The sequence below is a fragment of the Streptomyces sp. CS113 genome, assembly GCF_002188365.1.
GTDB lineage: Bacteria > Actinomycetota > Actinomycetes > Streptomycetales > Streptomycetaceae > Streptomyces > Streptomyces tendae.
Genome location: NZ_KZ195574.1, coordinates 7,613,913 through 7,640,059, shown reverse-complemented (window position 1 = coordinate 7,640,059; position 26,147 = coordinate 7,613,913). Strand labels below are relative to the sequence as shown.

The 26,147-nt window shown below is 73.7% G+C and carries 22 protein-coding genes; 10 read left to right on the top strand and 12 right to left on the bottom strand.

The window, feature by feature from the left end; translation table 11 throughout:
• Positions 1 to 112: 112 nt before the first annotated feature.
• Complete coding sequence (locus B9W62_RS34475) at positions 113 to 634, bottom strand: hypothetical protein (protein WP_087810832.1); 522 nt, start codon at positions 632 to 634, stop codon at positions 113 to 115.
• A gap of 538 nt (positions 635 to 1,172) precedes the next feature.
• Here B9W62_RS34475 and B9W62_RS34470 point away from each other — a divergent pair.
• Positions 1,173 to 1,574, top strand: a complete 402-nt coding sequence (locus tag B9W62_RS34470; RefSeq protein WP_256976679.1) for a hypothetical protein — start codon at positions 1,173 to 1,175, stop codon at positions 1,572 to 1,574.
• Between the two features lie 85 nt (positions 1,575 to 1,659).
• Here B9W62_RS34470 and B9W62_RS34465 read toward each other — a convergent pair whose 3' ends face one another.
• Together B9W62_RS34465 and B9W62_RS40375 are read right to left on the bottom strand one after the other, a co-directional pair.
• Positions 1,660 to 3,132, bottom strand: a complete 1,473-nt coding sequence (locus B9W62_RS34465) for a glycosyltransferase family 2 protein (protein ID WP_087810831.1) — start codon at positions 3,130 to 3,132, stop codon at positions 1,660 to 1,662.
• The gene (locus B9W62_RS40375; RefSeq protein ID WP_160166059.1) at positions 3,129 to 3,296 is read right to left on the bottom strand and encodes a hypothetical protein; all 168 of its coding nucleotides are present in this window, start codon (positions 3,294 to 3,296) and stop codon (positions 3,129 to 3,131) included. Before B9W62_RS40375 ends, B9W62_RS34465 begins: the two co-directional genes overlap by 4 nt.
• 440 nt (positions 3,297 to 3,736) lie before the next feature.
• Between B9W62_RS40375 and B9W62_RS34460 the strand changes: the two genes are divergently transcribed.
• On the top strand, positions 3,737 to 5,149 hold the full coding sequence (locus B9W62_RS34460; RefSeq protein WP_179235812.1) for an MFS transporter: 1,413 nt from the start codon (positions 3,737 to 3,739) through the stop codon (positions 5,147 to 5,149).
• Between the two features lie 47 nt (positions 5,150 to 5,196).
• Here the strand turns inward: B9W62_RS34460 and B9W62_RS34455 are convergent, their stop codons facing one another.
• The 4 genes from B9W62_RS34455 to lnt form a co-directional block, all read right to left on the bottom strand.
• A complete protein-coding gene (locus B9W62_RS34455) occupies positions 5,197 to 7,101 on the bottom strand; it encodes a helix-turn-helix domain-containing protein (RefSeq protein ID WP_087810829.1) in 1,905 nt (634 codons plus the stop codon).
• A 56-nt stretch (positions 7,102 to 7,157) separates the two neighbouring features.
• Positions 7,158 to 7,958 carry a 3-hydroxybutyrate dehydrogenase gene (locus B9W62_RS34450; RefSeq protein WP_087810828.1) on the bottom strand — a complete coding sequence of 267 codons (801 nt, stop codon included), beginning with the start codon at positions 7,956 to 7,958 and terminating at the stop codon, positions 7,158 to 7,160.
• A gap of 54 nt (positions 7,959 to 8,012) precedes the next feature.
• Positions 8,013 to 8,492: an NUDIX hydrolase gene (locus B9W62_RS34445; protein ID WP_087810827.1), complete on the bottom strand. Its 480-nt coding sequence runs from the start codon at positions 8,490 to 8,492 to the stop codon at positions 8,013 to 8,015.
• Positions 8,493 to 8,560: 68 nt separating this feature from the next.
• Positions 8,561 to 10,174 carry an apolipoprotein N-acyltransferase gene (gene lnt, locus B9W62_RS34440; RefSeq protein WP_087810826.1) on the bottom strand — a complete coding sequence of 538 codons (1,614 nt, stop codon included), beginning with the start codon at positions 10,172 to 10,174 and terminating at the stop codon, positions 8,561 to 8,563.
• 343 nt (positions 10,175 to 10,517) lie between these two features.
• Between lnt and B9W62_RS40370 the strand changes: the two genes are divergently transcribed.
• Positions 10,518 to 11,525, top strand: a complete 1,008-nt coding sequence (locus B9W62_RS40370; RefSeq protein WP_179235811.1) for an O-antigen ligase family protein — start codon at positions 10,518 to 10,520, stop codon at positions 11,523 to 11,525.
• A 32-nt stretch (positions 11,526 to 11,557) separates the two neighbouring features.
• On the opposite strand, the gene B9W62_RS34425 is transcribed toward B9W62_RS40370, so the two are convergent.
• Both B9W62_RS34425 and B9W62_RS34420 read right to left on the bottom strand, forming a co-directional pair.
• Complete coding sequence (locus tag B9W62_RS34425) at positions 11,558 to 12,100, bottom strand: hypothetical protein (RefSeq protein ID WP_087810825.1); 543 nt, start codon at positions 12,098 to 12,100, stop codon at positions 11,558 to 11,560.
• Between the two features lie 79 nt (positions 12,101 to 12,179).
• Complete coding sequence (locus B9W62_RS34420) at positions 12,180 to 12,965, bottom strand: glutamate racemase (protein WP_087810824.1); 786 nt, start codon at positions 12,963 to 12,965, stop codon at positions 12,180 to 12,182.
• Between the two features lie 39 nt (positions 12,966 to 13,004).
• Between B9W62_RS34420 and B9W62_RS34415 the strand changes: the two genes are divergently transcribed.
• Positions 13,005 to 14,276 carry a glycosyltransferase gene (locus B9W62_RS34415; protein ID WP_373433720.1) on the top strand — a complete coding sequence of 424 codons (1,272 nt, stop codon included), beginning with the start codon at positions 13,005 to 13,007 and terminating at the stop codon, positions 14,274 to 14,276.
• A gap of 24 nt (positions 14,277 to 14,300) precedes the next feature.
• Here B9W62_RS34415 and B9W62_RS34410 read toward each other — a convergent pair whose 3' ends face one another.
• The gene (locus tag B9W62_RS34410) at positions 14,301 to 15,644 is read right to left on the bottom strand and encodes a TerD family protein (RefSeq protein WP_087810822.1); all 1,344 of its coding nucleotides are present in this window, start codon (positions 15,642 to 15,644) and stop codon (positions 14,301 to 14,303) included.
• 295 nt (positions 15,645 to 15,939) lie between these two features.
• On the opposite strand from B9W62_RS34410, the gene B9W62_RS34405 reads away from it, so the two are divergent.
• From B9W62_RS34405 to B9W62_RS34390, 4 genes are all read left to right on the top strand, one after another.
• Entirely contained in the window at positions 15,940 to 16,383 is a 444-nt protein-coding gene (locus tag B9W62_RS34405; protein WP_161376573.1) for a DUF6643 family protein, read from the top strand.
• A 42-nt stretch (positions 16,384 to 16,425) separates the two neighbouring features.
• Positions 16,426 to 17,253: an MOSC domain-containing protein gene (locus tag B9W62_RS34400; protein ID WP_087810820.1), complete on the top strand. Its 828-nt coding sequence runs from the start codon at positions 16,426 to 16,428 to the stop codon at positions 17,251 to 17,253.
• 221 nt (positions 17,254 to 17,474) lie between these two features.
• Positions 17,475 to 18,080 carry an Rv1733c family protein gene (locus tag B9W62_RS34395; RefSeq protein ID WP_087810819.1) on the top strand — a complete coding sequence of 202 codons (606 nt, stop codon included), beginning with the start codon at positions 17,475 to 17,477 and terminating at the stop codon, positions 18,078 to 18,080.
• A 108-nt stretch (positions 18,081 to 18,188) separates the two neighbouring features.
• Positions 18,189 to 20,630: a right-handed parallel beta-helix repeat-containing protein gene (locus B9W62_RS34390; protein ID WP_179235810.1), complete on the top strand. Its 2,442-nt coding sequence runs from the start codon at positions 18,189 to 18,191 to the stop codon at positions 20,628 to 20,630.
• A gap of 34 nt (positions 20,631 to 20,664) precedes the next feature.
• Here B9W62_RS34390 and B9W62_RS34385 read toward each other — a convergent pair whose 3' ends face one another.
• Positions 20,665 to 23,022, bottom strand: a complete 2,358-nt coding sequence (locus B9W62_RS34385; RefSeq protein WP_087810817.1) for a hypothetical protein — start codon at positions 23,020 to 23,022, stop codon at positions 20,665 to 20,667.
• 254 nt (positions 23,023 to 23,276) lie between these two features.
• Here B9W62_RS34385 and B9W62_RS34380 point away from each other — a divergent pair, with 254 nt between their 5' ends.
• A complete protein-coding gene (locus B9W62_RS34380) occupies positions 23,277 to 24,107 on the top strand; it encodes a DeoR/GlpR family DNA-binding transcription regulator (RefSeq protein WP_087810816.1) in 831 nt (276 codons plus the stop codon).
• A gap of 155 nt (positions 24,108 to 24,262) precedes the next feature.
• Entirely contained in the window at positions 24,263 to 24,736 is a 474-nt protein-coding gene (locus tag B9W62_RS34375) for an SRPBCC family protein (RefSeq protein ID WP_087810815.1), read from the top strand.
• Between the two features lie 34 nt (positions 24,737 to 24,770).
• Here the strand turns inward: B9W62_RS34375 and B9W62_RS34370 are convergent, their stop codons facing one another.
• Complete coding sequence (locus tag B9W62_RS34370; RefSeq protein WP_087810814.1) at positions 24,771 to 25,895, bottom strand: L-cysteine desulfhydrase Cds1; 1,125 nt, start codon at positions 25,893 to 25,895, stop codon at positions 24,771 to 24,773.
• Positions 25,896 to 26,147 lie beyond the last annotated feature (252 nt).

Here is a 26,147-nt window from a genome sequence, read left to right as displayed (position 1 = left end):
GTCGCTGTCCCGACCGCGCTCGACTGCGGGCATCGAGTCCGAGGCACGGGCGCCGGCAGCCACCCGAGGGATCCGGGTGGCTGCCGGCGCCGTAAGAAGAGTCGGCCGGGCTCTAACCGGCCGGCTGCACTTCCCAGTAGTGGGGCTCGTCGGGGGCCTGTCGCACCACGAGCCGGGCGGTCGCACCGGGATCATCCACCAGCTTCCCGTAGGAGCCGGACCGGTCGGCGGGCGTGTGCTCGATGTCGGCCCACACCACGCCGCCGGGGCCGGCGGAGCCGTAGGAGACGGTCCATTCGGCGTACTTGTCACCGCAGTTGCTCACCGACACGGTGTGCTGCGACGTCACCATCAGACAGGTGCGCGGGTCCGAGCCCGGTGTGGAGACTTCCATGGTTCCGTTGGGGCGTTGCCGTACCTGCCAGTTCGCTGAGGTCGACGCGGTGTCCGCGCAGGCGCCCAGGGACACCACGCCGACGTTCGCGTGCGTCTTGGGCCACACGAGGCACTTGCCGTCCTGGAGAGCCGCGAAGCGGTAGACGCCGTCGACGAGTGGGGCGGCGTGGGCGGGTTGAGCGAGTGCCGCGGCGGCCGCGACGGCGGCGGCCAGGACGGACAGGAAGCGTGAACGCATGGCGGTGACTCCTCGAACAGCCGTGGTCGAGAACCGATCGCACGGCACAGACGTGGTCGATGCACGATCCGTCGGAGACGACGGCGACTCCGATCCTGGAGGGCCGGACCGCGCGGCAACGGCCCGTAACGGCCGCCGTCACTCGCCTGGTTGAGCCGCGTCACCCGATGGTGGAGTCAGAGCGTGGCCTCGCTGGTCAGCCGCAAGTCTTGCCGGCCGTGGCATCGTCCGTGCCGGTGCGCGGGTCTCTTCAGCACGCAGCGCTCCACCGCGCACCCGCAACGCCGAGACGAGGCTGTTCGAGTGAGGAAGAAACGAACCGCCCCCAGGGGCACGCGGTGACGACCAGACGGTGGTGTCCGACTCCGGGTGGTGGTCAGCCGGGGATGCAGCCGGTCCCGCGCCTGCGCGGTGGCCTTCCCACAGCGGCGGGTGGCGGCGACGGCCTGGCGCTGCGCCGCTGAGTCAGCGACCGTTGCGGCGGCCGAGGGACCCCACGCGGGTATCCTGCTGCGGGAGTTGCAGGTGACAGGCACCAGTGGACGCAGTTTCAGTCGGGGGCAACGTGGTGCGCGTACTTAAGGCGGTAGTCCCGGTCCTCGCCCTGGTGGCGGTGACGGCCGGGTGTACCTCGTCCGAGGGCGGGGACGAGCAGCGGCTGACCGCGCAGCGAGAGAACTACTGCACGCAGCTGGGGGCGTGGCAGAAGGCGCGGAACGCGGCGGCCACGGACACGCCGGAGCCGTCAGAGTACGACGAGGTCGGGGCCGTCGCGCAGAACACCTTCCTCGCGATGCGACCGCTCCGGGATGAGACCCTTGACGGAGGCCGCACCTTGGCGGAGGCGACGGTGGCAGCGGTGAACAACGGTGACTCCGAGGCGGAGGGGCGCGTTGTGCAGTACTGCGACGATGTCGGCTTCGAGACGCTGACCCGCTAGTGCCGCATCGACAACGTTCGCCCGCCGGGGATCGTTCCATCCGTAAACATGCACCCGTTGCGTGGAGGCGGCGGCTCGGTCCCTGTCAGTCGGACATCTGGGGTGCGGCGGCCACCGCGTTCGGGCGCGGCCCGGCCGGGAAGAGGGGGCCGGTGTCCGCGTACACCTCCACCTTCTCGCGGGTGAGCCAGCCGGTACGGGCGCAGGTCGCCAGGCCGTACCAGCGCAGAGCGCGCAGCACCGTGAAGCTCCACAGGGTCACCACCGGCGCGCAGGCGAACACCAGCAGCCGGCTGCGCAGCCGTTCGTCGTCCGGGCGGATCGCCAGATAGCGGAGGCTGTGGAGGTAGCCGACGATGACGGGGACGAGGAGGAGCAGCGGCAGCGGGCCCGCGTTGCTGATCGGGTGCAGCAGGATGAACCAGGTGAAGGCAGCCGCGGTCGCCAGGGTGACGAACCAGTTGAACGTCTGGTTCCAGAAGGCGTACCCGCTGAGCGGGAGGTATCTGACGCGCCAGAAGGACCGGATCGCGGAACCGCGCATCCAGCGAAGCTGCTGGCGGAGGTGGTGATTGAGGTTCTGGGGCATGGTGGCGCGGGCGAACGCGGTCGGCTGCTGGACCGTCCTGCCGCGGAGTTTGGCCAGGAGGGTCAGAAGGGAGTCGTCGGAGAAGGCGACCGGACGCCCCATGAACGTCTCGTCGAGGTAGGTGCGGGCGTTGTCGCGCAGCACCTCGGCCCGGTAGGCGGCGCAGCAGCCGGTGTTGACGACGACGGAACCCAGGACCGACTGCGCGGAGCGCTCGTTGAGCTGCCAGCTGAGGGCGTACATGTCGAACAGGCGGGTCAGCCGGCTGGCGCGGGCGTTCGCGGACATGACGAGGGCGGCCACCGACTGCACCTGATCGTCCGTGAAGGGCTGCTGGAGCTCGTGGAGTGCGAGCCGGTCGAGTTCGGTGTCGGAGTCGATGGTTACGAAGTAGTCCGCGTCCGGGCTCGCCGCGGCGGCCGTGAGCTGGGCGTGCCGCTTGCCGTGATTGTCTGTGCGCTGCCACGAGACCCGGACGCCGGCGTCGGCCGCGGCCCGCTCGAACCACTCCCGCACCTCGTCGTAGTCGACGCCGCTTCCGTCGTCCGTGACGTCGACCGAGTCCGGCAGCCGCGTCTGGTTCAGCAGGGACTGAAGGCAGCGGCGCAGCAAGGGGGCGTCCTCGTTGTAGACGGGGACCAGGACGGCGACATGGGCGGCGTCCAGGACGGCCTGCTGCTCGGCGGAGGCCCGATAGGGGCGCTCGGCGTAGGCCAGCAGCGTCTGCCACAGCAACCACAGGCAGGTCACCGTGTACAGGATGACGAAGGGCGGCCGGCCGTTCCCGCCGAGGGAGGCGAGCGCATCCACGCGGCACAGGACGAGGTAGCCGAGCACCGGCGCGGTGAGCGTGGCGGCCACCAGCACACGACGGCGCCGCGCGGACTCCGGCCTGACCCGGACCTGGGCGGGCTGATGCGAGGCGCGACTTTGGCTGGTGCCGCGGCCGTGCCCGTCGTCCCCGCTCATGATCCTGCCGGGCTATCGCGCCGCCATGTGAGCCGGAGCAGCACGACACCGGTCACCACCATCGCGGCGGCGACGGCCAGCAGCCACACCTCACCGACCGCGAACCCGAACACGGTGACGGTGCCCGCCCCGAGCCCCGTCTTCGCCAGCTGCCCTTCAGACATCCGTGTGCCCCTTCGTCCTCGTCGCGGAAAGCGGCGGCGCGGCAGTCCGGAGCCCGAGGTCGTCGGGCACGGACGGCCGTCACATCCGAGAGAGACGGTTCCCTGCCCAACCGTCGCAGCCGCCGTCCCCGGCACCGATTCAGTCACCGGCGTAGGGCCTCGCAATCGCGGGAGCTCGCTGAGGACGGGCTGCGACGCCCTGAAAAGGGATCCTGTCCCGGCAGCCGCCTTGTGCCCGAGTTCGAGGCGCCCCCCGGGCAACGCTCGATTCGGCCTCTCTCCCCAGGGCATCTGCCCCCCCCTTCCCTGAGCAGGCATGGTGTCCGCGCGCATAGCCGACCCCCGAACTATGTTGCGCCGCCACATGTGCGCTTCACCTGCGGATTCCTACGGTGTGGCGACACGCAACCGTCCCCGCAGATCCCCAGGAAGTGGTGCCGATGTCGTCGCCCGCAGCCGCTCCACCAGCCCCGGCCCCGAACAACCTCAAGCGCATCGTCGCCGCGTCCCTCATCGGCACCACCATCGAGTGGTACGACTTCTTCCTCTACGGCTCCGCCGCCGCGCTCGTGTTCAACGAGTTGTTCTTCCCGGACTCCGACCCGCTGGTCGGCACGCTGCTGTCGTTCCTGACCTATGCCGTCGGGTTCGCCGCGCGGCCCGTCGGGGCCCTGGTGTTCGGGCACTACGGTGACCGGCTCGGGCGCAAGAAGCTGCTGGTGCTGAGCCTGTTGATGATGGGCGGGGCGACCTTCGCGATCGGGTTGCTGCCCACCCACGCGACCGTCGGCACGGCCGCTCCCGTGCTGTTGACCGTGCTGCGGCTGGTCCAGGGTTTCGCCCTCGGCGGTGAGTGGGGCGGGGCCGTGCTGCTGGTGTCGGAGCACGGGGACGCGCGGCGGCGCGGGTTCTGGGCTTCGTGGCCGCAGACCGGTGCGCCCGCGGGGCAACTGCTCGCGACCGGTGTGCTGTCGCTGCTGACGGCCGTGCTGTCGGACGCCGCGTTCAACAGCTGGGGCTGGCGGATTCCATTCCTGCTCTCCGGGGTCCTGGTCATGGTCGGTTTGTGGATTCGTCTGTCTGTCGACGAATCACCGGTGTTCAAGCAGGCGTTGGCGCAGGCCGAGTCGCGGAAGGCGAAGGCCGAACCGCTTCCGCTGGTCGCCGTGATGCGATACCACTGGCGCGACGTGCTGATCGCCATGGGCGCGCGGATGGCGGAGAACATCAGCTACTACGTCATCACGGCCTTCATCCTCGTCTACGCCACGTCCGCGGCCGACGTCTCCAAGCAGACCGCGCTCAACGCGGTGCTGATCGCGTCGGCCGTGCACTTCGCGGTCATCCCGGCGTGGGGCGCGCTGTCGGACCGGATCGGCAGGCGCCCGGTGTATTTGCTGGGCGCGGCCGGCGTGGGGCTGTGGATGTTCCCGTTCTTCATGCTGATCGACTCCGGCCGCTTCGGCAGTCTGCTGCTCGCGGTGACCGTGGGGCTGGTGCTGCACGGCGCCATGTACGCGCCCCAGGCGGCCTTCTTCTCCGAGATGTTCGCGACCCGGATGCGCTATTCGGGGGCGTCGATCGGCGCCCAGTTCGCCTCCGTGGCCGCGGGTGCGCCGGCGCCGCTGATCGCCACCGCGCTGCTGTCCGAGTACGACAGCTCGACGCCGATCTCCCTGTATGTCATCGCCTCGGCCGTACTGACGCTGTTCGCCGTGGGGGTGGCACGGGAGACCCGGCACCGGGATCTCGCGGAGGTCGACCCCGCCCCCGGTGACGGAGACGGTGACGGAGACGAAGGCGGCAGCGGTTCGGTGTCCGACTCCCGTGCGCAGCGGGCGCGTACCGTCTGAGCCGTCCGGTTTCCGGCCCCCGTACGCCGGTGCGTGCGGGGGCAGTGTCAGTGCCGGGTCGGGGCCGACAACCGCTGCAGCTTCAGGGCCAGTTGTATCTCCAGTGCGCGCTCGGGGCTCTGCCAGTCCTCGCCCAGCAGCCTGCCGACGCGCTCGAGGCGCTGGGCGACGGTGTTCACATGGACGTGCAGGGCCTCCTTCGTGCGGGCCGGGCTCATCCCGCAGGCGAAGTACGCGTCGAGGGTGCGTACGAGTTCCGTCCCGCGCCGCTCGTCGTAGGCGACGACCTGGCCGATGGTGCGCTCGACGAACCCGGGCACGTTCTGGTCCCCGGCCAGCAGCAGGCCCAGGAACCCGAAGTCCTCGGCCGCCGCGCCGTCCCCGCACCGGCCCAGCAGCCGCAGGGCGTCCAGGCAGCGTCCTGCCTCGGTGTGGGCGGCGGCCACGGCGTCGGGGCGGGCGGCGAGGTCCCGCACGGGGGCGGAGGCGCCGACGGTGACGGCCTCGTGGACCGCGCGGCCCAGGTGCCGGGCGGTGCGGCGGGCCAGGTCGGTGGCCTCGTCGCCGTCCTCAAGGGGCAGCAGCAGTACGGTGCCGCCGTCCCGGGCGGCGGCCAGGCCGTGCCGGGTCGCGGCGAGGTGGGAGGCGGCGGCCCACAGGCGCCGGCGCGCGTCCGCCTCCTGGTCGGCGTCGGCCCCGGTGGCGTCGAGGCGGGCGACGAGGACGACATGGGCGGCGGAGAGGTCGGCGTGCAGCCGCCGGGCCCGGTCGTCGAGCAGCCGCGGGTCGCGGTCGCGGGCGTCGAGCAGGTCGTCGAGCAGCTCGCCGCGGACGCGCTGCTCGGCCTCGGCGGCGGAGCGGCGGGCGAGCAGCAGCAGGGAGGTGACCATCGCGGCGCGTTCCAGGGTGAGCTGGTCGACGGGGTCGAGGCCGGGGTGGCCGCGCAGGACGAGGGCGCCGAACAGCTCGTCGCCGGCGGCGACGGCGGCGATCCAGTCGTCCTTGTGCCGCACCACGTGCCCGTCGGCGCGGGACGCCTCCAGCGCGTACTCCGGTGCCGCGGCGGCCTCGGTGAACTCCACGGTCCCGTCCAGGACCTGCGAGACGGCGGCGGCGACGTCGTGCACCCCGCCGCCGCGCAGGACGAGCTCGGCGAGCCGGTCGTGGACGTCGGAGGCGCGCTCGATGACGCCGCTGCGGTCCCGGATGATCTCGTTGGCCCGTTCCAGGCCGGCCAGGGCCGAGCGGGTCTCGGCGAGCAGGTTCGCGGTGTCGATGGCGGCGGACGCGAGGGCGGCGAAGGAGCCGAGCAGGGCGATCTGCTCGCGCTCGAAGACCCTGGCGCGCCGGTCGGCGGCGAAGAGCACGCCGATGACGTGGTGGCCGAGCATGAGGGGTACGCCGAGGATGGCGACCAGGCCTTCGTCGCGCACCCCCGCGTCGATGGTGCCGGTGTGCTGGAAGCGGGCGTCCTTGAAGTAGTCGTCGGTGACGTAGGGGCGGGCGGTCTGGGCGACGAGGCCGCCGAGCCCCTCCCCCATGCCGAGCCGCAATTGCTGGAAGCGGGCGGCGACCGAACCCTCGGTGACCCGCATGTAGGTGTCACCGCGCTCCGGGTCGTTGAGGCTGAGGTAGGTGACATCGGTGCCGAGCAGGGAGCGGGCCCGCTGCACGATCGCCCGCAGGACCGCGTCCAGGTCGCGCAGTCCGGCGAGGTCGTGGGCGGTCTCGAACAGCGCGGACAGCTCGGCCTCACGCCTGCGCCGGCCCTCCAGCTCCGAGCGCACCCGCAGCGCGAGGTGCTTGGCCCGTTCGAGCGCGTCGATCCGGTCGGCCGGTCCGCCCTCGGCACGGGCGAGCAGCACGGGCTGCTCGTAGGCGTCGGCGGAGGCGCCGCGGGCCAGCAGCTCCAGGAACGGCGTCTCGGCGGACTGCGCATGATCGCGGGACATGCTCACAGGATTCCCCATCACCCGTCCGTCCCGGCAGCCCTGTGGAAAACCCCGGCTCAGTGCGCGGTCCAGCCGCCGTCCAGGACGAGTGAGGTGCCCGTGAGGCTGGCCGCGTGCGGGCCGCACAGGTACGCCACCGCTTCGGCGACCTCGTCGGGTTCGATCAGCCGCCGCACGGCGCTGTCCCGCAGCAGTACGTCGGAGAGCACCTGCTCCTCGGGGACCCCGTGGGCGCGGGCCTGGTCGGCGATCTGCCGCTCCACCAGCGGGGTGCGGACATAGGCGGGGTTGACGCAGTTGGAGGTGACGCCGTGGGCGGCGCCTTCGAGCGCGGCGGTCTTGGACAGGCCCTCCAGTCCGTGCTTGGCGGACACGTAGGCCGCCTTGTAGGGGGAGGCGCGCAGGCCGTGGACGGAGGAGATGTTGACGATGCGGCCCCAGCCCTGCCCGTACATGTGGGGCAGGGCGCCGCGGATCAGCCGGAAGGGGGCCTCCAGCATCACGGTGAGCACGGTGTGGAAGACGTCCGGCGGGAAGTCCTCCAGGGGCCGCACCAGTTGCAGCCCGGCGTTGTTGACGAGGACGTCGGTGCCGGCCGCGGCGCGTTCGGCGGCGTCCAGGTCGGTCAGGTCGAGGACCTGCGGCTCGACACTGCCCGCGAGGTCCCCGCAGCTCCCGGCGAGTGCCTCGAGACCGGCGGCGTCCCGGTCGATCGCTCTGACCTCGGCCCCGGCGGCGGCCAGCCGCAGCGCGCAGGCGCGGCCGATGCCGCCGGCGGCTCCGGTGACGAGGGCGGTGCGGCCGTGGAGGTCGAGCGAGGCGGCGTGGGGGGCCTGGAGGACGCTGGGCGTGGTCATGTCCTGACCCTAGGCAGCGTCCACCCGGTCCCCCATGTGGGCACGCCCCATACTTCAGACGGAACCAGTGGGTTCGAACCATGTGGGGGCGTCGGACAGGGCCTGCTTGACCCTGGCCTGCCCGAACTCCTTGATGTCCGGCAGCGCGTCCACCGCGAACCAGCCCACCTCCAGCGACTCGTCGTCGTTGACCCGGGCCTCGCCGCCCACGGCCCGGCAGCGGAAGGTGATGTCCATGAACTGGCAGACGTCACCGTTGTCGTAGGTGACCGGCTTCAGCGCCTGCACGAGGACCAGTCGCTCGACGACGCACTGGACGGCGGTCTCCTCCTCGACCTCGCGCACGGCACAGGCGGCGGGCTGCTCCCCCGGGTCCGGGATGCCGCCGATCAACGACCAGCGCCCGTTGTCGGACCGTCGGCCGAGCAGCACTCTGCCTTCGTCGTCGAAGACGACGGCGGTGACTCCGGGGAGCCACAGGAGCTGGTGTCCGGCCGAGGCGCGCAGGTCGTGAATGAAATCGGGAGTAGCCATGTGCCCGACCCTAACGGGGCGGCCCGGCCGCTCCCGCCGATGTCGAGGGGCGTGCGGCGGGCGTACGGCTACACGTCGCGGGCGCGCCGACCGCGCACACCGGCACCCACGGCCCAGCCGAGCCCGCCGGCAGCGACCAGTACCAGGGCGATCTCGGGCGCCACGCCGAGGCGGGTGGCAGGCGTCTCGGAGGAACGCAGGGGCACCTCCTGCACCAGGGAGTCGGCCACGAACATTCCGGTCTTCTGGGTGATCCGGCCGTCCGGCATGATGATCGCGCTGACGCCGCTGGTCACCGGGACGGTGACGGTCCGGCTGTGCTCGACGGCGCGGATCCGGGACATGGCGAGCTGCTGGTAGGTCATCTCGCTGCGGTCGAAGGTCGCGTTGTTGCTGGGCACGGAGATCATCTGGGCGCCGTCGGTGACCTCGGAGCGCACGGCCCAGTCGAAGGCCGCCTCGTAGCAGGTCACCAGGCCCACCTTGGTGCCGGCCATCGTGAACACGCCGGGTTCGGTGCCCCGGCTGAAGTCCCGGCTGACCATGGTGGTCCAGTCGTCGTTGATCGCCCCGATGAGCGAGCGCAGCGGCAGGTACTCGCCGAAGGGCTGGATCTGCCGCTTGTCGTAGGTGTCGACGGGGCCCTTGTCCGGGTCCCACAGGATCTGCTCGTTGAGCAGCTTGCCGTCGCGGTCCACGACGCCGCCGACCGAGATGGGCGCGCCGATGGCCTTGGCGGCCCCGTCGATGATCCTGCGGGCGTCCGCGTTGGCGAAGGGGTCGATGTCCGAGGAGTTCTCCGGCCAGAGCACGAAGTCGGGGCGTGCCGTCCTGCCCGCCTTCACCTCGGCGGCCAGGCGCAGTGTCTCGCGCGCGTGGTAGTCGAGTACGGCCCGGCGCTGGGAGTTGAAGTCGAGACCCGCGCGGGGCACGTTGCCCTGGACCACGGCGACGGTCGCGGTGCCGTCCTCCGCCTTGTCGCTGACCAGCGGCCGGGCGGCCACGGCGCCCACCACGGGTACGGCCACGCCGAGCAGGGCCACCGCCGCTGCCCCGCGACGCACCTCGTCGCCGCGGCGGGCCCGGACGGCCAGGCGTACGGCCTCGCAGAGACCGAAGCCGCACAGCACGACCGCGAAGCCGAGCACCGGTGTGCCGCCGGCCGCGGCGAGCGGGAGGAACACGCCGTCCGCCTGTCCGAACGCGATCTTGCCCCAGGGGAAGCCCTCGAAGGGCACGCGCGCGCGTGCCGCCTCTCCGGCGATCCACAGCGCCGCCGCCCACAGCGGCCACCCGGGCAGCTTCGACACCGCGGCGACGCCCGCGCCGACGGCCGCCACGAAGAGTGCCTCGATCGCGGCCAGGGCGAGCCAGGGGCCGGGGCCGACCTCCACGCCGGTCCACACCAGCAGGGGCAGCAGGAAACCGAGGCCGAAGAGGTAGCCGAGGCCGAGGCCCGCCTTCCAGCCGCGGCCCCGCAGCACCCATCCGAAGACGGCGAAGGCCGGCAGCGCGAGCCACCACAGGGTGCGCGGCGGGAAGCTGACGTAGAGGAGCACTCCGGAGAGCGCCGCGGCGGCGGCCGGGACGAGGCGCACGAGCCGCGCGACGGCCCGGGAGGCGGGCGTGGTCTGCGGCTGCGTACGGTCCGACTCGCCGACGGAGGTTGCGGTGGCTGTCACCCCCCGGAGTGTACGGCGGGTCACCTGGCCGCGGACAGGACGGTCCGGGCACGCCCGGAGGGCCGTCCGGGGACGCCGAAGAGCCGCCCGGGGACGCCGAAGGGCCGTGCGGGGACCGTGCCGCATCGTTTCGCCACAACCGGGTGCCGACCGGTCCCCAATCCGCCGACCGGCCGTTACGGTGTGGCCGAGCCCCGGTCGCCGGCCCGATTCCGCCGGACGGCGGGGGCCCGTCAGGTCGGGGGCGACGCGGGCGGGGGACACGGTGGGTGCGAGGGGGACGGCGTCTGCGGCCGATGCGGTCGCGGACGGCGAGAGACGCGGTGGCGCGGACACGGCGGGGATGGTGGTCCTCGCGGCCTGCGCCTCCTGGCCGCTGATCACCGCGGCCGCGCGCGACGGGCGCCCGGAGGGCGTGCTGCTCGCGGTGCTGGCCGTGGCCGCCGGGTATGCCGTGGGGCGGATCGGCGGGGCGCTGCTGCCGGTCGCCGCGCCCGGTGCGGCGGCGCTGGCCGGGGTCGCCCTGACCGTCGCCGTCCCGCATCTCGCGCCGGGGCCGAGGATCACCGCACCGCTCGGGCACGCCGGTGCGACGGCCGCGCTGCTCGCGCTGTCGGCGGGTGCCGCGTGCTGCGGGGCGTGGGCCTGCGGGGTGCCGGCCGTGCGGGTCGCGTTACGGCTGCTGGCCGTGGGGATCGCCGTGACCGCGGCCGTACTGGGCTCGGTGGCCGGCTGTGCCGCCTGCGTGCTGGTACTGCTGTGCTCGCTCGCCGCGGGCCGCGTCCGCCGGCGCGGCGCGGGGATCGCCGGGCTGGGTCTGGGCGCGGGCCTGGCGGCCGGCCTGGGCTGGGCGGTTGCGGGCGGCTTCGGGCCGGACGGGCTCGCCGTCCTTCTGGAGGGGCAGCTGACCTCCCATCGCGTCCGGTTGTGGGGCGACGCGCTGGAACTGCTGTGCGCGGACCCGGCCCTCGGGGTGGGGCCGGGACGCTTCGGGGCGCTGAGCCCCACGGCCGCCCAGGGTCCGTCGCCGGACGGCCGACCGCACTCGGCGGTGTGGCAGCAGGCGGCGGAACAGGGGGTGGTGGGCGTGGTGCTGCTGGCCGCGGCCTTCGGCTGGGTGCTGTACGCACTGTGGCGCTCGCCGCGCCCCACACCGGTCGTCCTCACCGCCGGTGTGGCCCTCACGGGGCTCGCGGCGATCGCCGCCGTCGGCAACGCGCTGAGTTTCACCGCGGTGCCGTTGGGCGCGGGACTCCTCGCGGGACTGGCCACGGCCCGCCCCTTCGCCGCGGAGGCACCGCCGGCCCGGGGCGCGCAGACCCGACCGCGGGACGGCCGGCTGCCCGGCTGAGGACCGTACGGCCGGTGCCTGCCGCGGGGCGTTCAGTGGGCCGGGCCCGGCGCCTTCGGACGCAGTCGGTCCTTGATGACCTGGACGGCCGCCTCCGCGTCGTCCACGGTGATCGTGAAGGTGTGGCCGTCCCCCAGCCGCAGGATCAGGCCCTCACCGCGTCGCACGACGACGGCCGTGCCCCGCTCCGGACGCCACCGGTAGCCCCAGCCGCCCCAGTGGCGCGGGGTGACGTGCGGCGCGAACTCGGCGCCGACGACGTGCGACAGGGGGATGCGGCGGCGGGGTACGCCGATGTGGCCGCAGCGCACTTCGAGGCACTCCTCGTCGACTCTCAGCGCGACGTGCACGAACGCGAGCGTGCCGAACAAGACCAGCAGTCCCGCCGCGATGCAGCCGACGACGGCCATGGCGAGCGGGGCGACGCCGGACTCCCAGGCCGATTCGACGGCCAGGGCGATGCCGAGCGCCATGCAGGCGGCGCCGATGAGCGCCAGGAACCACTGGACCCGGCTGGTGGCACGGCCGGTCCAGACATTGGGCTGCGGGACGGTCTCGCCGTGGCGATGCCTCATGGATATGAGGTTACTCATGTTTCGCTGCGCGGGTACCTCGTCGCGCAGGGTGACTGGGCCGACCGGGCGGGGCGGCCCGTCAGCCGGCCGGCGTGACCGCGCGCAGGAGCCGGCCCTCGTCGTAGGCCAGCGCGGGCGCGGGCAGGGTGCCCTCGCGTCCGCTCAGCAGCACGGTCAGGGTGCCCGTCGCCGGGGCGCCCGGGTCGGGGCGGGCGCCGATCCGGCGCAGCGCCTGGGCGGCCACGGCTCCGGCGGAGCCGTGCAGGACGAGCCGCGGGGCGCCGGGGCGCTGCACGGCGGCCCGGATGCGCTCGGCGACCAGTTCGTAATGGGTGCAGCCCAGGACGACGGTCGTCACGTCGCCGGGTGTGAGGGCGGCCGCGGCGGTCACGGCCTCGGTGATCGCCCTCTCGTCGGCGTGCTCGACGGCGTCGGCGAGTCCCGGGCACGGCACCTCGGTGACCGTCGCTCCGTCGGCGAAGTCCTCGATCAGGCGCCGCTGGTAGGGGCTGCCGGTGGTGGCCGGCGTCGCCCAGATCGCCACCGGGCCGCCGCCGGCCGCCGCGGGCTTGATCGCCGGTACGGTGCCGACGACGGGCACTCCGGGCTCCAGCCGGGCGCGCAGTGCGGGCAGTGCGTGCACCGTGGCGGTGTTGCAGCCGACGATCAGGGCGTCCGGACGATGCGCGGCGGCCGCCTCGGCCACGGCGAGGGCACGGCGGGTCAGGTCCTCGGGCGTGCGCGGGCCCCAGGGCATTCCGTCGGGGTCCAGGGAGAGGATGAGATCGGCGTCCGGTCGCAGCCGCCGTACCGCGGCGGTCGCCGCCAGCAGACCGATTCCGGAGTCCATGAGCGCGATCTTCACCCGGCCACCATAGACGATGCGCCGTTACCGGCCGGTGCCGTGGGGCAGACTGCGCACGTGAGCGCCGATGTGTGGACCTCCGTCGTGACCGTCGTGACCGTCGTGGCAGCCCTCTCCCTGGCCACCTGGCTGTGGCTGCTGCTCGCCCGGGGCTTCTTCTGGCGTACCGACGTCAGACTTCCGGCCCGGGAGGAGCCCGACGCCTGGCCCTCGGTGTGCGTGGTCGTCCCCGCCCGCGACGAGGCGGCGGTACTGCCCGCGAGCCTGCCGTCCCTGCTCGCCCAGGACTATCCGGGGCGGGCCGAGGTCTTCCTGATCGACGACGGCAGCACGGACGGCACGGGCGGGCTGGCGTGCGAGCTGGCCCGGCGGCACGAAGGGCTGCCGCTGACCGTGGCCTCGCCCGGGGAGCCGCCCGCCGGCTGGACGGGCAAGCTGTGGGCGGTCCGGCACGGCATCGGTCTGGCACGCACGCGTGAGCCGGAGTACCTGCTGCTGACGGACGCCGACATCGCGCATGCTCCGGACAGTCTGCGCGGCCTGGTGTCGGCGGCCCGCACCGGAGGTTTCGACGTCGTCTCGCAGATGGCCCGGCTGCGGGTGGAGAGCGGCTGGGAGCGGCTCGTGGTGCCGGCCTTCGTCTACTTCTTCGCCCAGCTGTACCCGTTCCGGTGGATCGGCGGTGGCCGCGCGCGGAGCGGGGACGCCAGGGGAGGCGGGGGACGGAAGGGGAGGCGCACGGCGGCCGCGGCGGGCGGTTGCGTGCTGTTGCGTGCCGACGCCGCGGAGCGGGCGCGGATCCCGGACGCCATCCGGCACGCCGTCATCGACGACGTGGCCCTCGCCCGCGCGGTCAAGGGCGCCGGCGGCCGGGTCTGGCTGGGCCTGGCCGAACGGGTGGACAGTGTGCGTCCGTATCCGCGGCTGCACGACCTGTGGCGGATGGTCTCGCGCAGCGCGTACGCGCAGTTGCGGCACAACCCCCTGGTGCTCGCCGGTACGGTGCTCGGTCTTGCCCTGGTGTACCTGGTGCCGCCCGCGGCGGTGCTCGTCGGCCTGGCCGCGGGGCAGGGCCCGACGGCCCTGCTGGGTGCCGCCGCCTGGCTGGTGATGGCGGGGACGTACCTGCCGATGCTGCGCTACTACCGGCAGCCCCTGTGGCTCGCGCCGCTGCTGCCGTTCACCGCGTTCCTCTACCTCCTGATGACGGTCGACTCGGCGGTGCAGCACTACCGGGGGCGGGGCGCGGCCTGGAAGGGCCGCACCTACGCCCGTCCGGACGCCGTGCCCGAGGAGGGCCGAGCGGGCTGAACGGGCCGAGCGCCCCAGGGCGGGTCATTTCCGGCCGGGCGTCCAGTTCATGCCCCAGCCGTAGGCGTAGTCGACCGTCCGCTGCGGGCTCACGCCGCGCTCCGGCACCAGATAGCGGGCCTCGCGCTGGACGACGAGGTCGCTCCCGGTGTTGGTGATCAGCGCGAGGGCGCACACCGTCGAGGGCACGGTGCACTCGTCGAGGGAGAAGTCGACCGGGGCGCCGTACTGCGGCTGGAGGGTGACCGTGGCGTGCAGGTCGGCGAAGGAGCGGGCGCCCTCGTAGATGGTCACGAAGACGAGGATGCGCCGGAAGTAGCGCTGGTGGTCGAGGCTGATGGTGAGGTTCTCGCCGGTCGACACGGCGCCGGTGCGGTCGTCGCCGTCGAGGTGGATGAACGGCGGCTGGTGCAGCGCCCCGAAGGCGTTGCCGAGTGCCTGCACGACGCCCTTGCTGCCGTCGCTCAGTTCGTACAGGCAGCACAGGTCGAGGTCGAGGTCGTCGTGCATGGCGACCGGGCGGCCGAGCTTGCGGGCCCAGCCCGAGAACTGCTTGCGCACCTGCCAGTTGAGGTTGACGCGCATGGCGCCGGAGGTGGCGCCCTGCTTGGTCAGCGAGACGGAGGGTGCCGCCTTGGTGAGCGTGACCTTGGTCAGCCGGACCGGCTCGGCGGACGGCGCGGACGGCGCCGTCGCCGGGGGCGGCGGGGTGGCGGGCCGTGCCATGGACGGCGGCGCGGCCGGTGCCGGCGGCGGCGCCGCGGCCGGGAACGCGGGCGGGGCCGTCGGCGCCGGCCGGGTGGGCGCGGGCTGTGCGGGAGCGGGCGGGGCGGCCGCAGGCGCGTGCTGCGGTTCGTCCACCGAGATGCCGTAGTCCGTGGCCAGTCCCTCGAGCCCGCTGTCGTATCCCTGTCCGACGGCGCGGAACTTCCAGGCGCCCTGGCGGCGGTAGAACTCGCCGAGCACGAAGGCCGTCTCGGCACTCGCGCCCGGATTGTCGAAGCGGGCCACGACGGTGTTCTGCGCCGTGTCGCGCACCTCGATGTACAGATCGGGCACCTGCCCGAACGCTCCGCCGTCCGAGGAGGCGGCGAGGATCACGGTCTCGATCGCGGGCTCCACGCGCGTGAGGTCGACGAACAGGCTGTCGGTCACCCGGCCGCCGGCGTCCCGCTTGCCCTCGTGGCGGACCGATCCGGAGGCGTGGGCCGGCTGGTTGTAGAAGACGAAGTCCGCGTCGGACCGGACCTTGCCGCCGACCAGCAGGAGGGCGGAGGCGTCCGCGTCGGGCACGCCGGGTCCGGACCGCCAGCCCAGTTCGACCCGCAGTGCCGTCGTCGGCACCGGGGTGTTGGATCCTTTCGACATTGACATGTCCGCCCCCATCACGTGTCACCGAGCCGGGTGGTGTCCCGGCGAATCGTCGAGTTCCTGACGCACAACCTATTCTCCGGGCCGCCCGCCCTTGAAGAAGAGTCCGGCGGAAGCTTCGGTCAACCGCCGGTAACCCGCCCGGAACTCGGCCTTTACCGCAAAATCGCGCGGCTTGACGCCCCTTTTTCCCAAGTTCGCTCGCATTGGGGATGCCCGGTCACCGCGGACACGCAAAACAACCCTCTTATCGGTCTCCCCAACCAGCACATCGTGGGCTTAACTTATGGCCATGACCTCCCCCCGCTCCACTTATGGCGGCGGCTACTACTCCGCCTCCTTCCCGGACACCCCGATCTACGACTCGCTCGTGGCCGAACGGGGCACACCGCAGATCGCCCCGATCCGGGTCCCCGCCGCGTACGACATGCCGAGCAGCAGCCATCTGCCCGCGCTGCCGTCCGCCCTGCCCGCCCTGCCGGCGGGCCCCTCGCAGCCCACCTACGGATACCCGCAGCAGGCCCCGCAGCCCGCCCCGCTCCAGCAGGCCCCCGCCGCGTACATCCCGCACCAGGCGACCGCGCCTCGCGGATACCCCGGCCCCCAGCAGCCGCAGCAGCCCCGCCCGGCCGCGCCCGGCCCCGCGGGGTACGAGGCGATGCGCCCCGCGGCTCCCCGGCCGGCCCCCGCGCCGTACCAGGATCCGTACAACCAGCAGCAGTACCGCGGCTACTGAGCCGTCCTCCGGGTTGTCGGTGCCACCTGGCACGATGACCCCATGGGGTACGCGCGACTGCGGTCGATCCACGTCCATCCGGTCAAGGCCTTGCGGAGCCTTTCGCTCCAGGAGGCCGAGGTGGAGCCCTGGGGGCCGGCCGGAGACCGACGCTGGATGCTGATCGACGACGGGGGAAAGGTCGTCACGCAACGCAGGCAGCCGCGCCTCGCCCTGGCCGCCGCCGAGCTCCTGCCCGGCGGCGGCGTACGGCTGTCCGCACCCGGCACGGCGCCGCTCACGGTGCCGGTCCCGCGCGCGGCCGGCACCGTGCCGGTGCGGATCTTCCGGGACAAGGTGGAGGCCGTTCCCGCCGAGGACGAGGCCGCGCACGCCTGGTGCAGCGCGCTGCTCGGCACCGACGTCCGGCTGGTGCACCTGGACGATCCCGCCACCCGCCGCCCGGTGGACCCCCGGTACGCACGGCCGGGCGAGACCGTCTCCTTCGCGGACGGCTTTCCGCTGCTGCTGACCACCACCGCCTCGCTGGACGCCCTCAACTCCCTGATCGCGAGCGGCGAGCACGCGGACGAGGGCCCGTTGCCCATGGACCGCTTCCGGCCGAACCTGGTCGTCTCCGGCACCGATCCCTGGGCCGAGGACCGCTGGTCGCGGATCGCCGTCGGCGAGGTCGTCCTGCGGGTCGCCAAGCCGTGCGGGCGGTGTGTGGTGACGACCACCGACCAGGGCACCGCGGACCGCGGCGCCGAGCCCCTGCACAGTCTCGGCCGCCACCGACGCCTCGACGGCAAGCTGGTCTTCGGGCAGAACCTGGTCCCCCTCGGCCGCGGCACGGTCCGGGTCGGCGACCCGGTGCGGATCGTCGAGTGAGGCGCCCGCGCTCGCCCCTGACCGGGCCCGGGTTCCGGACAAACGGCCCGCTGACGGGAACCCGGTGCGGGGTCCGCGCGTTGGGGTTCGTGAGAGGTTCATGAGAACCCGGCCGTGACGGGCCACCTGAGCGGGGACGGCACGCCCCCGCGGTCCGGTCCGCCCGGGATCCGCGTGAACGGCTCGACGGGGGTGGAGCGGAGCGGGAAGGGGGTCCGTGTGTGCGGGCGATCAGAGGTCTGTGGCGTTGGCGAGGCAATCCGCTGTGCCGCGCGAGCGACCTGGCCGAGGCCTGGCTGGCCCTGACTTCGCTGCTGCTGATCGTGTGTGTGGCGCCCCTGGCCGGCGTGCTCGTGGGCGGCGCGGCGCAGAGCGCCCTCCAGCGGTCGGTGCGTGAACAGCACGAGCTGCGGCACCGGGTGACGGCCACCGTGGTCCGGGCCCTGGAGCGTTCACGCCTGACCGTCGACCCGGAGGGTGCCACCGGCGAGGAGCTGCGCAGCCGTGTCCTCGCCGCCTGGACCGGGCCGGACGGCTCGCGGCACGAGGGCCCCGTCCTGGTGGGCATCGACCGCCCGGACAGCGGCGACCGGTTCGCGATGTGGACGGACGGGCGGGGCCGTGAGGTGGCCCGCCCGCTGGACTCCGCCACCGCGACGACGCACGCCGCGCTCGCCGGGGTCGGCACCGCGGTGGCGGCCGCGGCGCTGGTGGAGGCCGCCCGGCGGATCGTGCTCTGGCGCCTGGTCCGCCGGCGGTACGCGCGCCTGGAGCAGGAGTGGGAGCGGGCGGGACCGGACTGGGGCAGGACCGGCGCGGGCAGTTGACGGGCTTCGGCCTCCGGTCAACTCACCACCTGCGCGCACGCTACGGTGGACCGGCCGAACCTAATCGGCGACGACCCGCGTACGACGAGGTGGGGGCACAGCAACGCCATGGCACAGGGCACGGTCCAGGTGACGCACACCGGCACCTCGCGGTGGCGGCGCCGCACGGGTGAGTACGCATCGCTCGCCGCCGCCCTGGAGGCCGCGGCCGACGGCGACGTCCTCACCGTCGCCCCCGGGACCTACCGGGAGAACCTCGTCGTCCAGCGGGCGGTGACCCTGCGCGGCCCCGAGGGCGCCCAGGGTTCGGTGCGCATCGCGCCCACCGACGGAGTCCCGCTGACCGTGCGCGCCTCGGCGGTGATCCAGGACCTGCACGTCGAGGGCCAGGACGCGGCGGCGCCCGCGGTGCTGGTGGAGGACGGCACGCCGGAGCTGCTGGGCCTCAGGATCGTCGCGCGTTCCGCCTCCGGGATAGAGGTGCGCGGCAGTGCGCGTCCCACGGTGCGGCGCTGCACGGTCGACAATCCGGCCGGTGTCGGCATCGCCGTCCTGGACGGCGGGGGCGGCGTGTTCGAAGAGTGCGAGGTCGTCGCGGCAGGCCAGGCGGGCGTCGCGGTGCGCTCCGGCGCCCACCCCCGCCTCGAGCGCTGCCGGGTGCACCACGCCGCGGGTTCCGGACTGACGGCGACGGGCGAGGGCTCCGCCCTGGAGGCCGTGGGCTGCGAGATCTACGAGGTGCGGGGCAGCGGCGTGCAGGTGACCGGCCGGGCCACCGCCCATCTGACCGACTGCGACGTGCACCGCACCACCGGCGACGGCGTCACCCTGGACACGGACGCGGTGCTCACCCTCGCCGACTGCCGCATCCACGACATCCCGGAGAACGCGGTCGACCTCAGGTCCCGCTCCGTGCTCACCCTGACCCGCACCAGCGTGCGGCAGTTCGGGCGCAACGGCCTGTCGGTGTGGGACCCGGGCACGCGGGTGGACGCCAACCAGTGCGAGATCTTCGACAGCACCGGCGACTACCCGGCGGTCTGGGTCAGCGACGGCGCCACCGCGGTACTCGACTCCTGCCGGGTGCACGACGTGCCGGACGCGCTGTTCGTCCTGGATCGCGGCTCGCGCGCCGATGTCGTCGACAGCGACCTCTCCCAGGTGCGCAACACCGCCGTGTCGGTGAGCGACGGCGCCACCGCGCAGCTCGACGACTGCCGCATCCGGGACGCCGCCACCGGCGCCTGGTTCCGCGACCACGGCAGCGGCGGCACCCTGAACAACTGCACCCTGGACGGCAACCGCACCGGTGTGATCGTCACCAAGGGCGCCGACCCCACCATCGAGCGCTGCACCGTCGACTCCCCCTCCGAGGCGGGCGTCTACGTGTCGGCCGGCGGCCGCGGCAGCTTCCTGAACTGCCGGGTCACCGGCAGCGCCGGCTACGGCTTCCACGTGATCGACGGCTGCCGTACGACGCTGAAGAAGTGCCGCACGGAGCGGTGCGCGCGCGGCGGGTACGAGTTCGCGGACGGCGGCCCCGACTCGGCGTACGACTCCGGGCCGCTGGTCGAGGACTGCACCAGTGACGAGAGCACCGGTCTGACGGCGCCCGCCACGGCGCCCGAGCCGGTGGTGCAGACCGCGGCCCAGTCCCCCGGTCTGCTGGGGTCGATCCCCGGGCAGCGCACCACCGAGCAGGAGCCGCTGGTCGCGGGCACCGCCCCCGCGGAGCCCGCCCGGACCTCGAAGGCCGTCCTGGGCGAACTGGACGCCCTCGTGGGCCTGGACAGCGTCAAGCGCGAGGTGCGGGCGCTGACCGACATGATCGAGGTGGGCCGGCGCCGGCAGCGGGCGGGCCTGAAGGCCGCGTCGGTCAAGCGGCACCTGGTCTTCACCGGCTCCCCCGGTACCGGCAAGACCACGGTCGCCCGGCTGTACGGTGAGATCCTCGCCTCCCTCGGGGTGCTGGACAAGGGGCATCTGGTCGAGGTGTCCCGGGTGGACCTGGTGGGCGAGCACATCGGCTCCACGGCGATCCGCACCCAGGAGGCGTTCCAGCGGGCGCACGGCGGCGTGCTGTTCATCGACGAGGCGTACGCGCTGTCCCCCGAGGACGCGGGCCGGGACTTCGGCAAGGAGGCCATCGACACGCTGGTCAAGCTGATGGAGGACCAGCGGGAGGCCGTCGTCGTGATCGTCGCGGGATACACGGCGGAGATGGAGCGCTTCCTGTCGGTCAACCCCGGCGTGGCGTCCCGTTTCTCCCGCACCATCACCTTCGGCGACTACGGCCCGGGGGAGCTGCTGCGGATCTTGGAGCAGCAGGCCGACGAGCACGAGTACCGGCTGGCGCCGGGCACGTCCGAGGCGCTGACGAAGTACTTCACGGAGATCCCCAAGGGTCCGGCCTTCGGCAACGGGCGCACCGCCCGCCAGACCTTCGAGGCGATGGTCGAACGGCACGCGAGCCGGGTCGCCCAGCTGCCCGACCCCAGCACGGACGACCTGACCCTGCTGCACCCGGAGGACCTGCCCGGGCTGCGGTGACGGCGCTGGAGCCGGTGCCGGGCGGGCCTGCGCCTCAGCAGTCCCCGGTCGCGTCGTCCGCCGCCGGGACGGGCGCCGCGGCACCGCCGGTGTGGCGTGGCGCCGGTACCTCGGGGCGAAGCCGGGCCAGCAGCCGTCCGCGTTCCTCGGCGAAGACCGGGTCCGCCTGGTAGTCGGAGTGGCCGAGGACCGGCGCCGGCAGCGGGTGGAGTTCGGTCCGGCCGTACGTCAGCGGGTCCCGGAGGGGCGCGCGGTCCACCGCGGGGCCCGCGTCGCCGGGCAGCCGCATCGGGCCGCCGATGGGGTCGGTGCGCCGGTAGAGGTTGCGCCAGCAGTCGACCTCCTCGTGCAGCGAGGCGAGCGCGTCGGGGCCGAAGTGGGCCGGGAACCAGCGGCCGTACAGCCGTTCCAGCGGGGAGCCGTAGGTCAGCAGGGCGACGCGCCTGCGGGCGGCCGGTTCCAGCTGCCAGGACGCGGCGGCGGCCAGGACGCTGCCCTGCGAGTGTCCGGAAATGACCAGCCGTCCACCGGTGGCACGGGTCCAGGTCGCCATCCGCCAGGTCAGGTCGGGCACCGCGCGCTCGGCGTAGCAGGGCGGTGCGAAGGGGTGGGCGGCGCGCGGCCAGAAGGTGCCGACGTCCCACAGGATGCCGATGGTGCGCCGCGCGGAGGCGTCCTTGTAGGCGCGCCTGCCCCAGGTGACGAAGAGTATGAAGCCGAGGCCGATCAGCCAGGAGCCCAGTTCCTGTGCGGTCTGCGCGGCTCCCTGGACGACGGCGTACGTCCCGCGGGCGGCCTCGCCCGGCACCTGGTCGGTCGTCATGGCGCCTACCAGGGCTCCGGCGCCGAGGAGCAGGGTGGCGGTGGAGGTGATGGCGACGAGGACGGGGGCCCGGTCGGTGAGGCCGGCCATGGCGCGGGTGAGCGCGATGCGCCGGGTGCGCGCGGGGTCTCCGGCCTCTCCCGGGTGGTCGCCCTCCACGGCGTCCTGTTCCGCCCGGGCCAGGCGCAGGGTGTGCCGGGCGAGCACGGCGCACATCAGCAGGACGACGACGAGCAGGGGCGGGATGACGGACGCCTGCCAGGTCAGCAGGACGGGCGGGCCGTCGAGGAAGGTGCCGGTGCCGTCCATCCAGTCGGAGACGCGCTGGGAGACGCCGCCGGACATCACGCCGCCCAGCGCGCAGGCCAGCATGGCGACGGCGGGACCGCCCAGGCCCCGGATCGCGGCGCGGGCGTCGGGGCGGCTGCGGTGGAGCAGGTGGGCGGCCACGGCCAGCGCGACGACCAGCAGCCCCTGCACCAGGGCGATGCCGCCGAAGGCCGCGTCACCGGCCAGCCGGCCCTGCGACGTCCAGGTGGGACGAGCCCAGCCGCCGTACAGCAGGGCGAGGAGGAACAGCAGCAGGGCGGCCAGCGGCAGGCGGCGGACGAGGTGCTCGTCGAGTGTCCGGTCGAGGCGCCTCTCGCTGCGGCCCCGGCGGCAGACCACCGCGACGACGGCGACCGACGCCACGGCCAGCGCCCCCAGCAGGACCCAGCCCAGCGTGTCGAGCAGCGCCGGTCCGCCCGGCCGCCGGTCGAAGCGGGCCGCCGGGACGCCGACCGCCACGGCGACGGTCAGCAGGCCCGCGGCGGTGTGCGCGGCGCGCAGCCGGGCCACCAGGCGGCGTCCGTACCAGAACCCGGGACGGCCCAGCGCGGCACGGCGGGGGTCCTCCTCGGCGTCGGCCTCGCGGTCCATCGGCTGCCGGGACTCGTACGCCCGCCAGGTGCGCAGCGACAGGTACCACAGCAGCCCGGTGAGGGCGGCGGGCACCGCGGCCGCGAGGGCGAGCCGGCGGCCGGGCGTGCTCCACCAGCCGCCGTCCGACACCACCGGCGACAGGAAGCCCAGCCAGGAGTGCCGCTCGGCGCACGCGCGGGTGCCCGCGCACTGCCAGGCCACGAGGTCGAGGGCGACCTCGCAGGCGGCGGCGACCAGGAGCACCGTCAGGGTGAGGCCCACGAGCCGCAGCAGCAGGCCGTGGAGGCGGACCGTGCGGATCCGGCCGTGGGCGGCGGGCCGCATCCAGTGGGCGATGTTGACCACCATGAAGGGCAGGAGCAGCAGCCACAGGGCGCGGGCGCCGTTGCCGGAGGTGAGGTTGCACCAGACGTAGGCCTCGGGCACCGGCCGGCCCCGGTAGTCCTCGGGCCGGGACTCGGCGTCGGCGTCCTCGGTGCGCCGGAAGACGGCCGCGACGTGGTCGCCGGTGACCCGCACGGTCCGCGGGTCGTCCAGCATCTCGGCGGGTGTCGTACCACCCACCCCGTGCACCAGCAGTTCCAGGGCGGTGCCGCTTCTCGCGTCGGTGCCGCCCGCCCCGGCTCGCTCCTGTGCCTCTCCCACTGTCCGCACTCCCCCGTGACGCGCCGTCGGCTCTGTCCGTGCGGGCACAAGGATCTCCCGTCCGGGGACCTCCCGCACCCCTCGGCACGGAATCTCCCCGTTCCGTGTGACCGGTGACGGCGGGCGGGCGGTGGCGCGGGCCGTGGCGGGGCGTGCGAGGATGGACGTCCGCGCACGGGTGCGGGGAGAAGTCCTCATCGGAGCGGGTGCGTCGGCGTGTCGGACGGTGTGGCGGCGAAAGGACCGAAGCGTACGTGAGTGAGAATCCGAACCTCCTCGCGGAGCAGCGGCGCGCCCTGATCCTGGACGAGGTCCGCCGCCGGGGCGGTGTCCGGGTCAACGAGCTGACCCGCAAGCTCGGCGTGTCGGACATGACGGTCCGCCGCGACCTCGACGCGCTCTCCCGGCAGGGTGTGCTGGAGAAGGTGCACGGCGGGGCCGTCCCGGTGGCGGAGGCGAGCACCCACGAACCGGGGTTCGAGGCCAAGTCGGGTCTGGAGCCGACCGCCAAGGAGGACATCGCGCGGGCCGCCGCGGAGCTGGTCGCGCCGGGCGCCGCGATCGCCCTGTCCGGCGGTACGACGACGTACGCGCTGGCGCATCGGCTGGTGGACGTGCCGGACCTGACGGTGGTCACCAACTCGGTGCGGGTGGCCGACGTGTTCCACGTGGCGCAGCGCACCTCGGGGGCGCGGCAGGGCGGCGCGACGGTGGTGCTCACCGGTGGGGTGCGCACGCCCTCCGACTCGCTGGTGGGTCCGGTCGCCGACCAGGCGATCGCGACGCTCCACTTCGACGTGCTGTTCCTGGGCGTGCACGGGATATCGGCCGAGGCCGGCCTGTCCACGCCGAATCTCGCGGAGGCCGAGACGAACCGGCGTCTCGTGCAGTCGGCACGGCGTGTCGTGGTGGTCGCGGACCACACCAAGTGGGGTGTCGTGGGCCTGAGTTCGTTCGCCGCGCTGGAGCAGGTGGACACGCTCGTGACCGACTCCGGCCTCGCGGCACAGGCGCGCGCGGAGGTCGCCGAGCACCTCGGGCTGGTCGTGGCGGGCGAGCCGGAGCCGGAGCCGGCGGCGGACTGACGCCGCCGCCGGCGTCCGGAAACCCCCTGCCGCGCGGGCGCCGGGCGTGGCCCGTACGGTGCCCGCCCCGCTGACACCCGGCGCGCCCGGGGCTATCGTGGCGCCACCCGGCCGATCGTCCGCCACGCGCGGCTGCGCACAAGGGGGTTGTGTCCATGGCTCGCCGTCTGCGTCCGGTGGGTCTCGGCTTCGTCGAGACGGCGCCGGTACGCCTGGTCTTCGCACGGGAGATCTCCGCCGCTCCGGACGCCGTCTTCCGCGCGCTGGCCGAGGACGTACCCGGCTGGACCGCGTGGTTCTCGGCGGTGACGTTCGCCCGGCCCATCGGTGAGGGCGCGGGGCGCGAGATCCGGCTCAGGGGCGGCACGCGTTTCGTGGAGACGGTGCTGGCGGCCGAGCGCCCCGAGGTGTACGCCTACCGCGTCGACGTCACCAACGCGCCGGGTGCCCGGGCCATGCTCGAGGAGTGGCGGCTGACGCCGGCCGGTACCGGTACCCGGGTGCGCTGGACGTTCGCGGCGGACGGTACGGCGCCGTTCCGCTTCGTGCTCGACCGGGCGCGTCCGGGGCTGGGGCGGGCCTTCCGGGGCGCGGTCACGTCGCTGGACCGGCGGCTGCGGCGGCCGTAGCCCGGCGAGCGGGTCGTGCCCGGGGTGCCGGTCGTCAGCCGGGCCAGGTGCCCGTGCGCAGCAGGGACTCGATCGCCGCCGTGTGCGGCTCGATGTCGAGGCCCTGTTCGGTGAGCCAGGCGTCCGAGTAGTACTTGTCGAGGTACCGGTCCCCGGGGTCGCACAGCAGCGTCACGACGCTGCCCCGCTCCCCGGCGGCCACCATCTCGGCGACGATCTTCAACGCGCTCCACAGGCCGGTGCCCGTGGAGCCGCCCGCCTTGCGGCCGATGGCCCGCTCCAGGGACCGTACGGCCGCGACGCTCGCCGCGTCCGGCACCTTCATCATGCGGTCGATCGCGCCGGGCACGAAGCTCGGTTCCATCCGGGGCCGGCCGATGCCCTCGATCCGGGAGCCCCGGTCGCAGGCCACGTCGGGGTCGCCGGTGGTCCAGCCCTCGAAGAAGCAGGAGTTGTCCGGGTCGGCGACGCAGACGCGGGTGTCGTACTGCATGTAGTGGACATAGCGGGCGAGGGTCGCCGAGGTGCCCCCGGTGCCGGCCGTGGCGACGATCCAGGACGGCTCGGGGTACCGCTCCAGCCGCAGCTGGCGGAAGATCGACTCGGCGATGTTGTTGTTGCCGCGCCAGTCGGTGGCGCGTTCGGCGTAGGTGAACTGGTCCATGTAGTGGCCGCCGGTCTCCGCCGCGAGGCGGGCCGACTCCTCGTACATCCGCCGGGAGTCGTCCACGAAGTGGCACCGTCCGCCGTGGAACTCGATCAGGCGGATCTTCTCGGTGCTCGTCGTGCGGGGCATGACGGCGATGAAGGGCACGCCGATCAGCTTCGCGAAATACGCCTCGGAGACGGCCGTCGAGCCGCTGGACGCCTCGATCACCGGGCGGTCCGGCCGGACCCAGCCGTTGCACAGGCCGTAGAGGAACAGGGAGCGGGCGAGGCGGTGTTTGAGGCTGCCCGTCGGGTGGGTGGACTCGTCCTTCAGGTACAGGTCGATGCCCCAGTGCTCCGGGAGCGGGAACAGGAGCAGGTGGGTGTCGGCCGAGCGGTTGGCGTCGGCCTGGACCTTGCGGACGGCCTCTTTCAGCCAGGCTCGGTAGGCGGCGTCGCTGTGGTCGACGTCGAGGGTGGCGCCGGTGCCGGTCTGCCGGTCAGTGCTCACTTCGGGGTCTCCTTACGCTGCGCGCCGACGGCGGACAGCGCGGCCGACACCAGGATCATAAACACCTTCCACACGCTTCTCACCTGCATAAACACACCTTTGGGCGCCTCAAAGGCACCCCTGGGGGCCGGGGCCCGCGCGGTGTGGCGGGCGGTGGGGGGCGCATTCGCGCGAGTGCTCCGGTCGCCTCCGGAAAGGACCGGCGCGTACTGGTGCTCGGGGCTCGGTGCGGGCAGACTGCCAGCGGCGGGA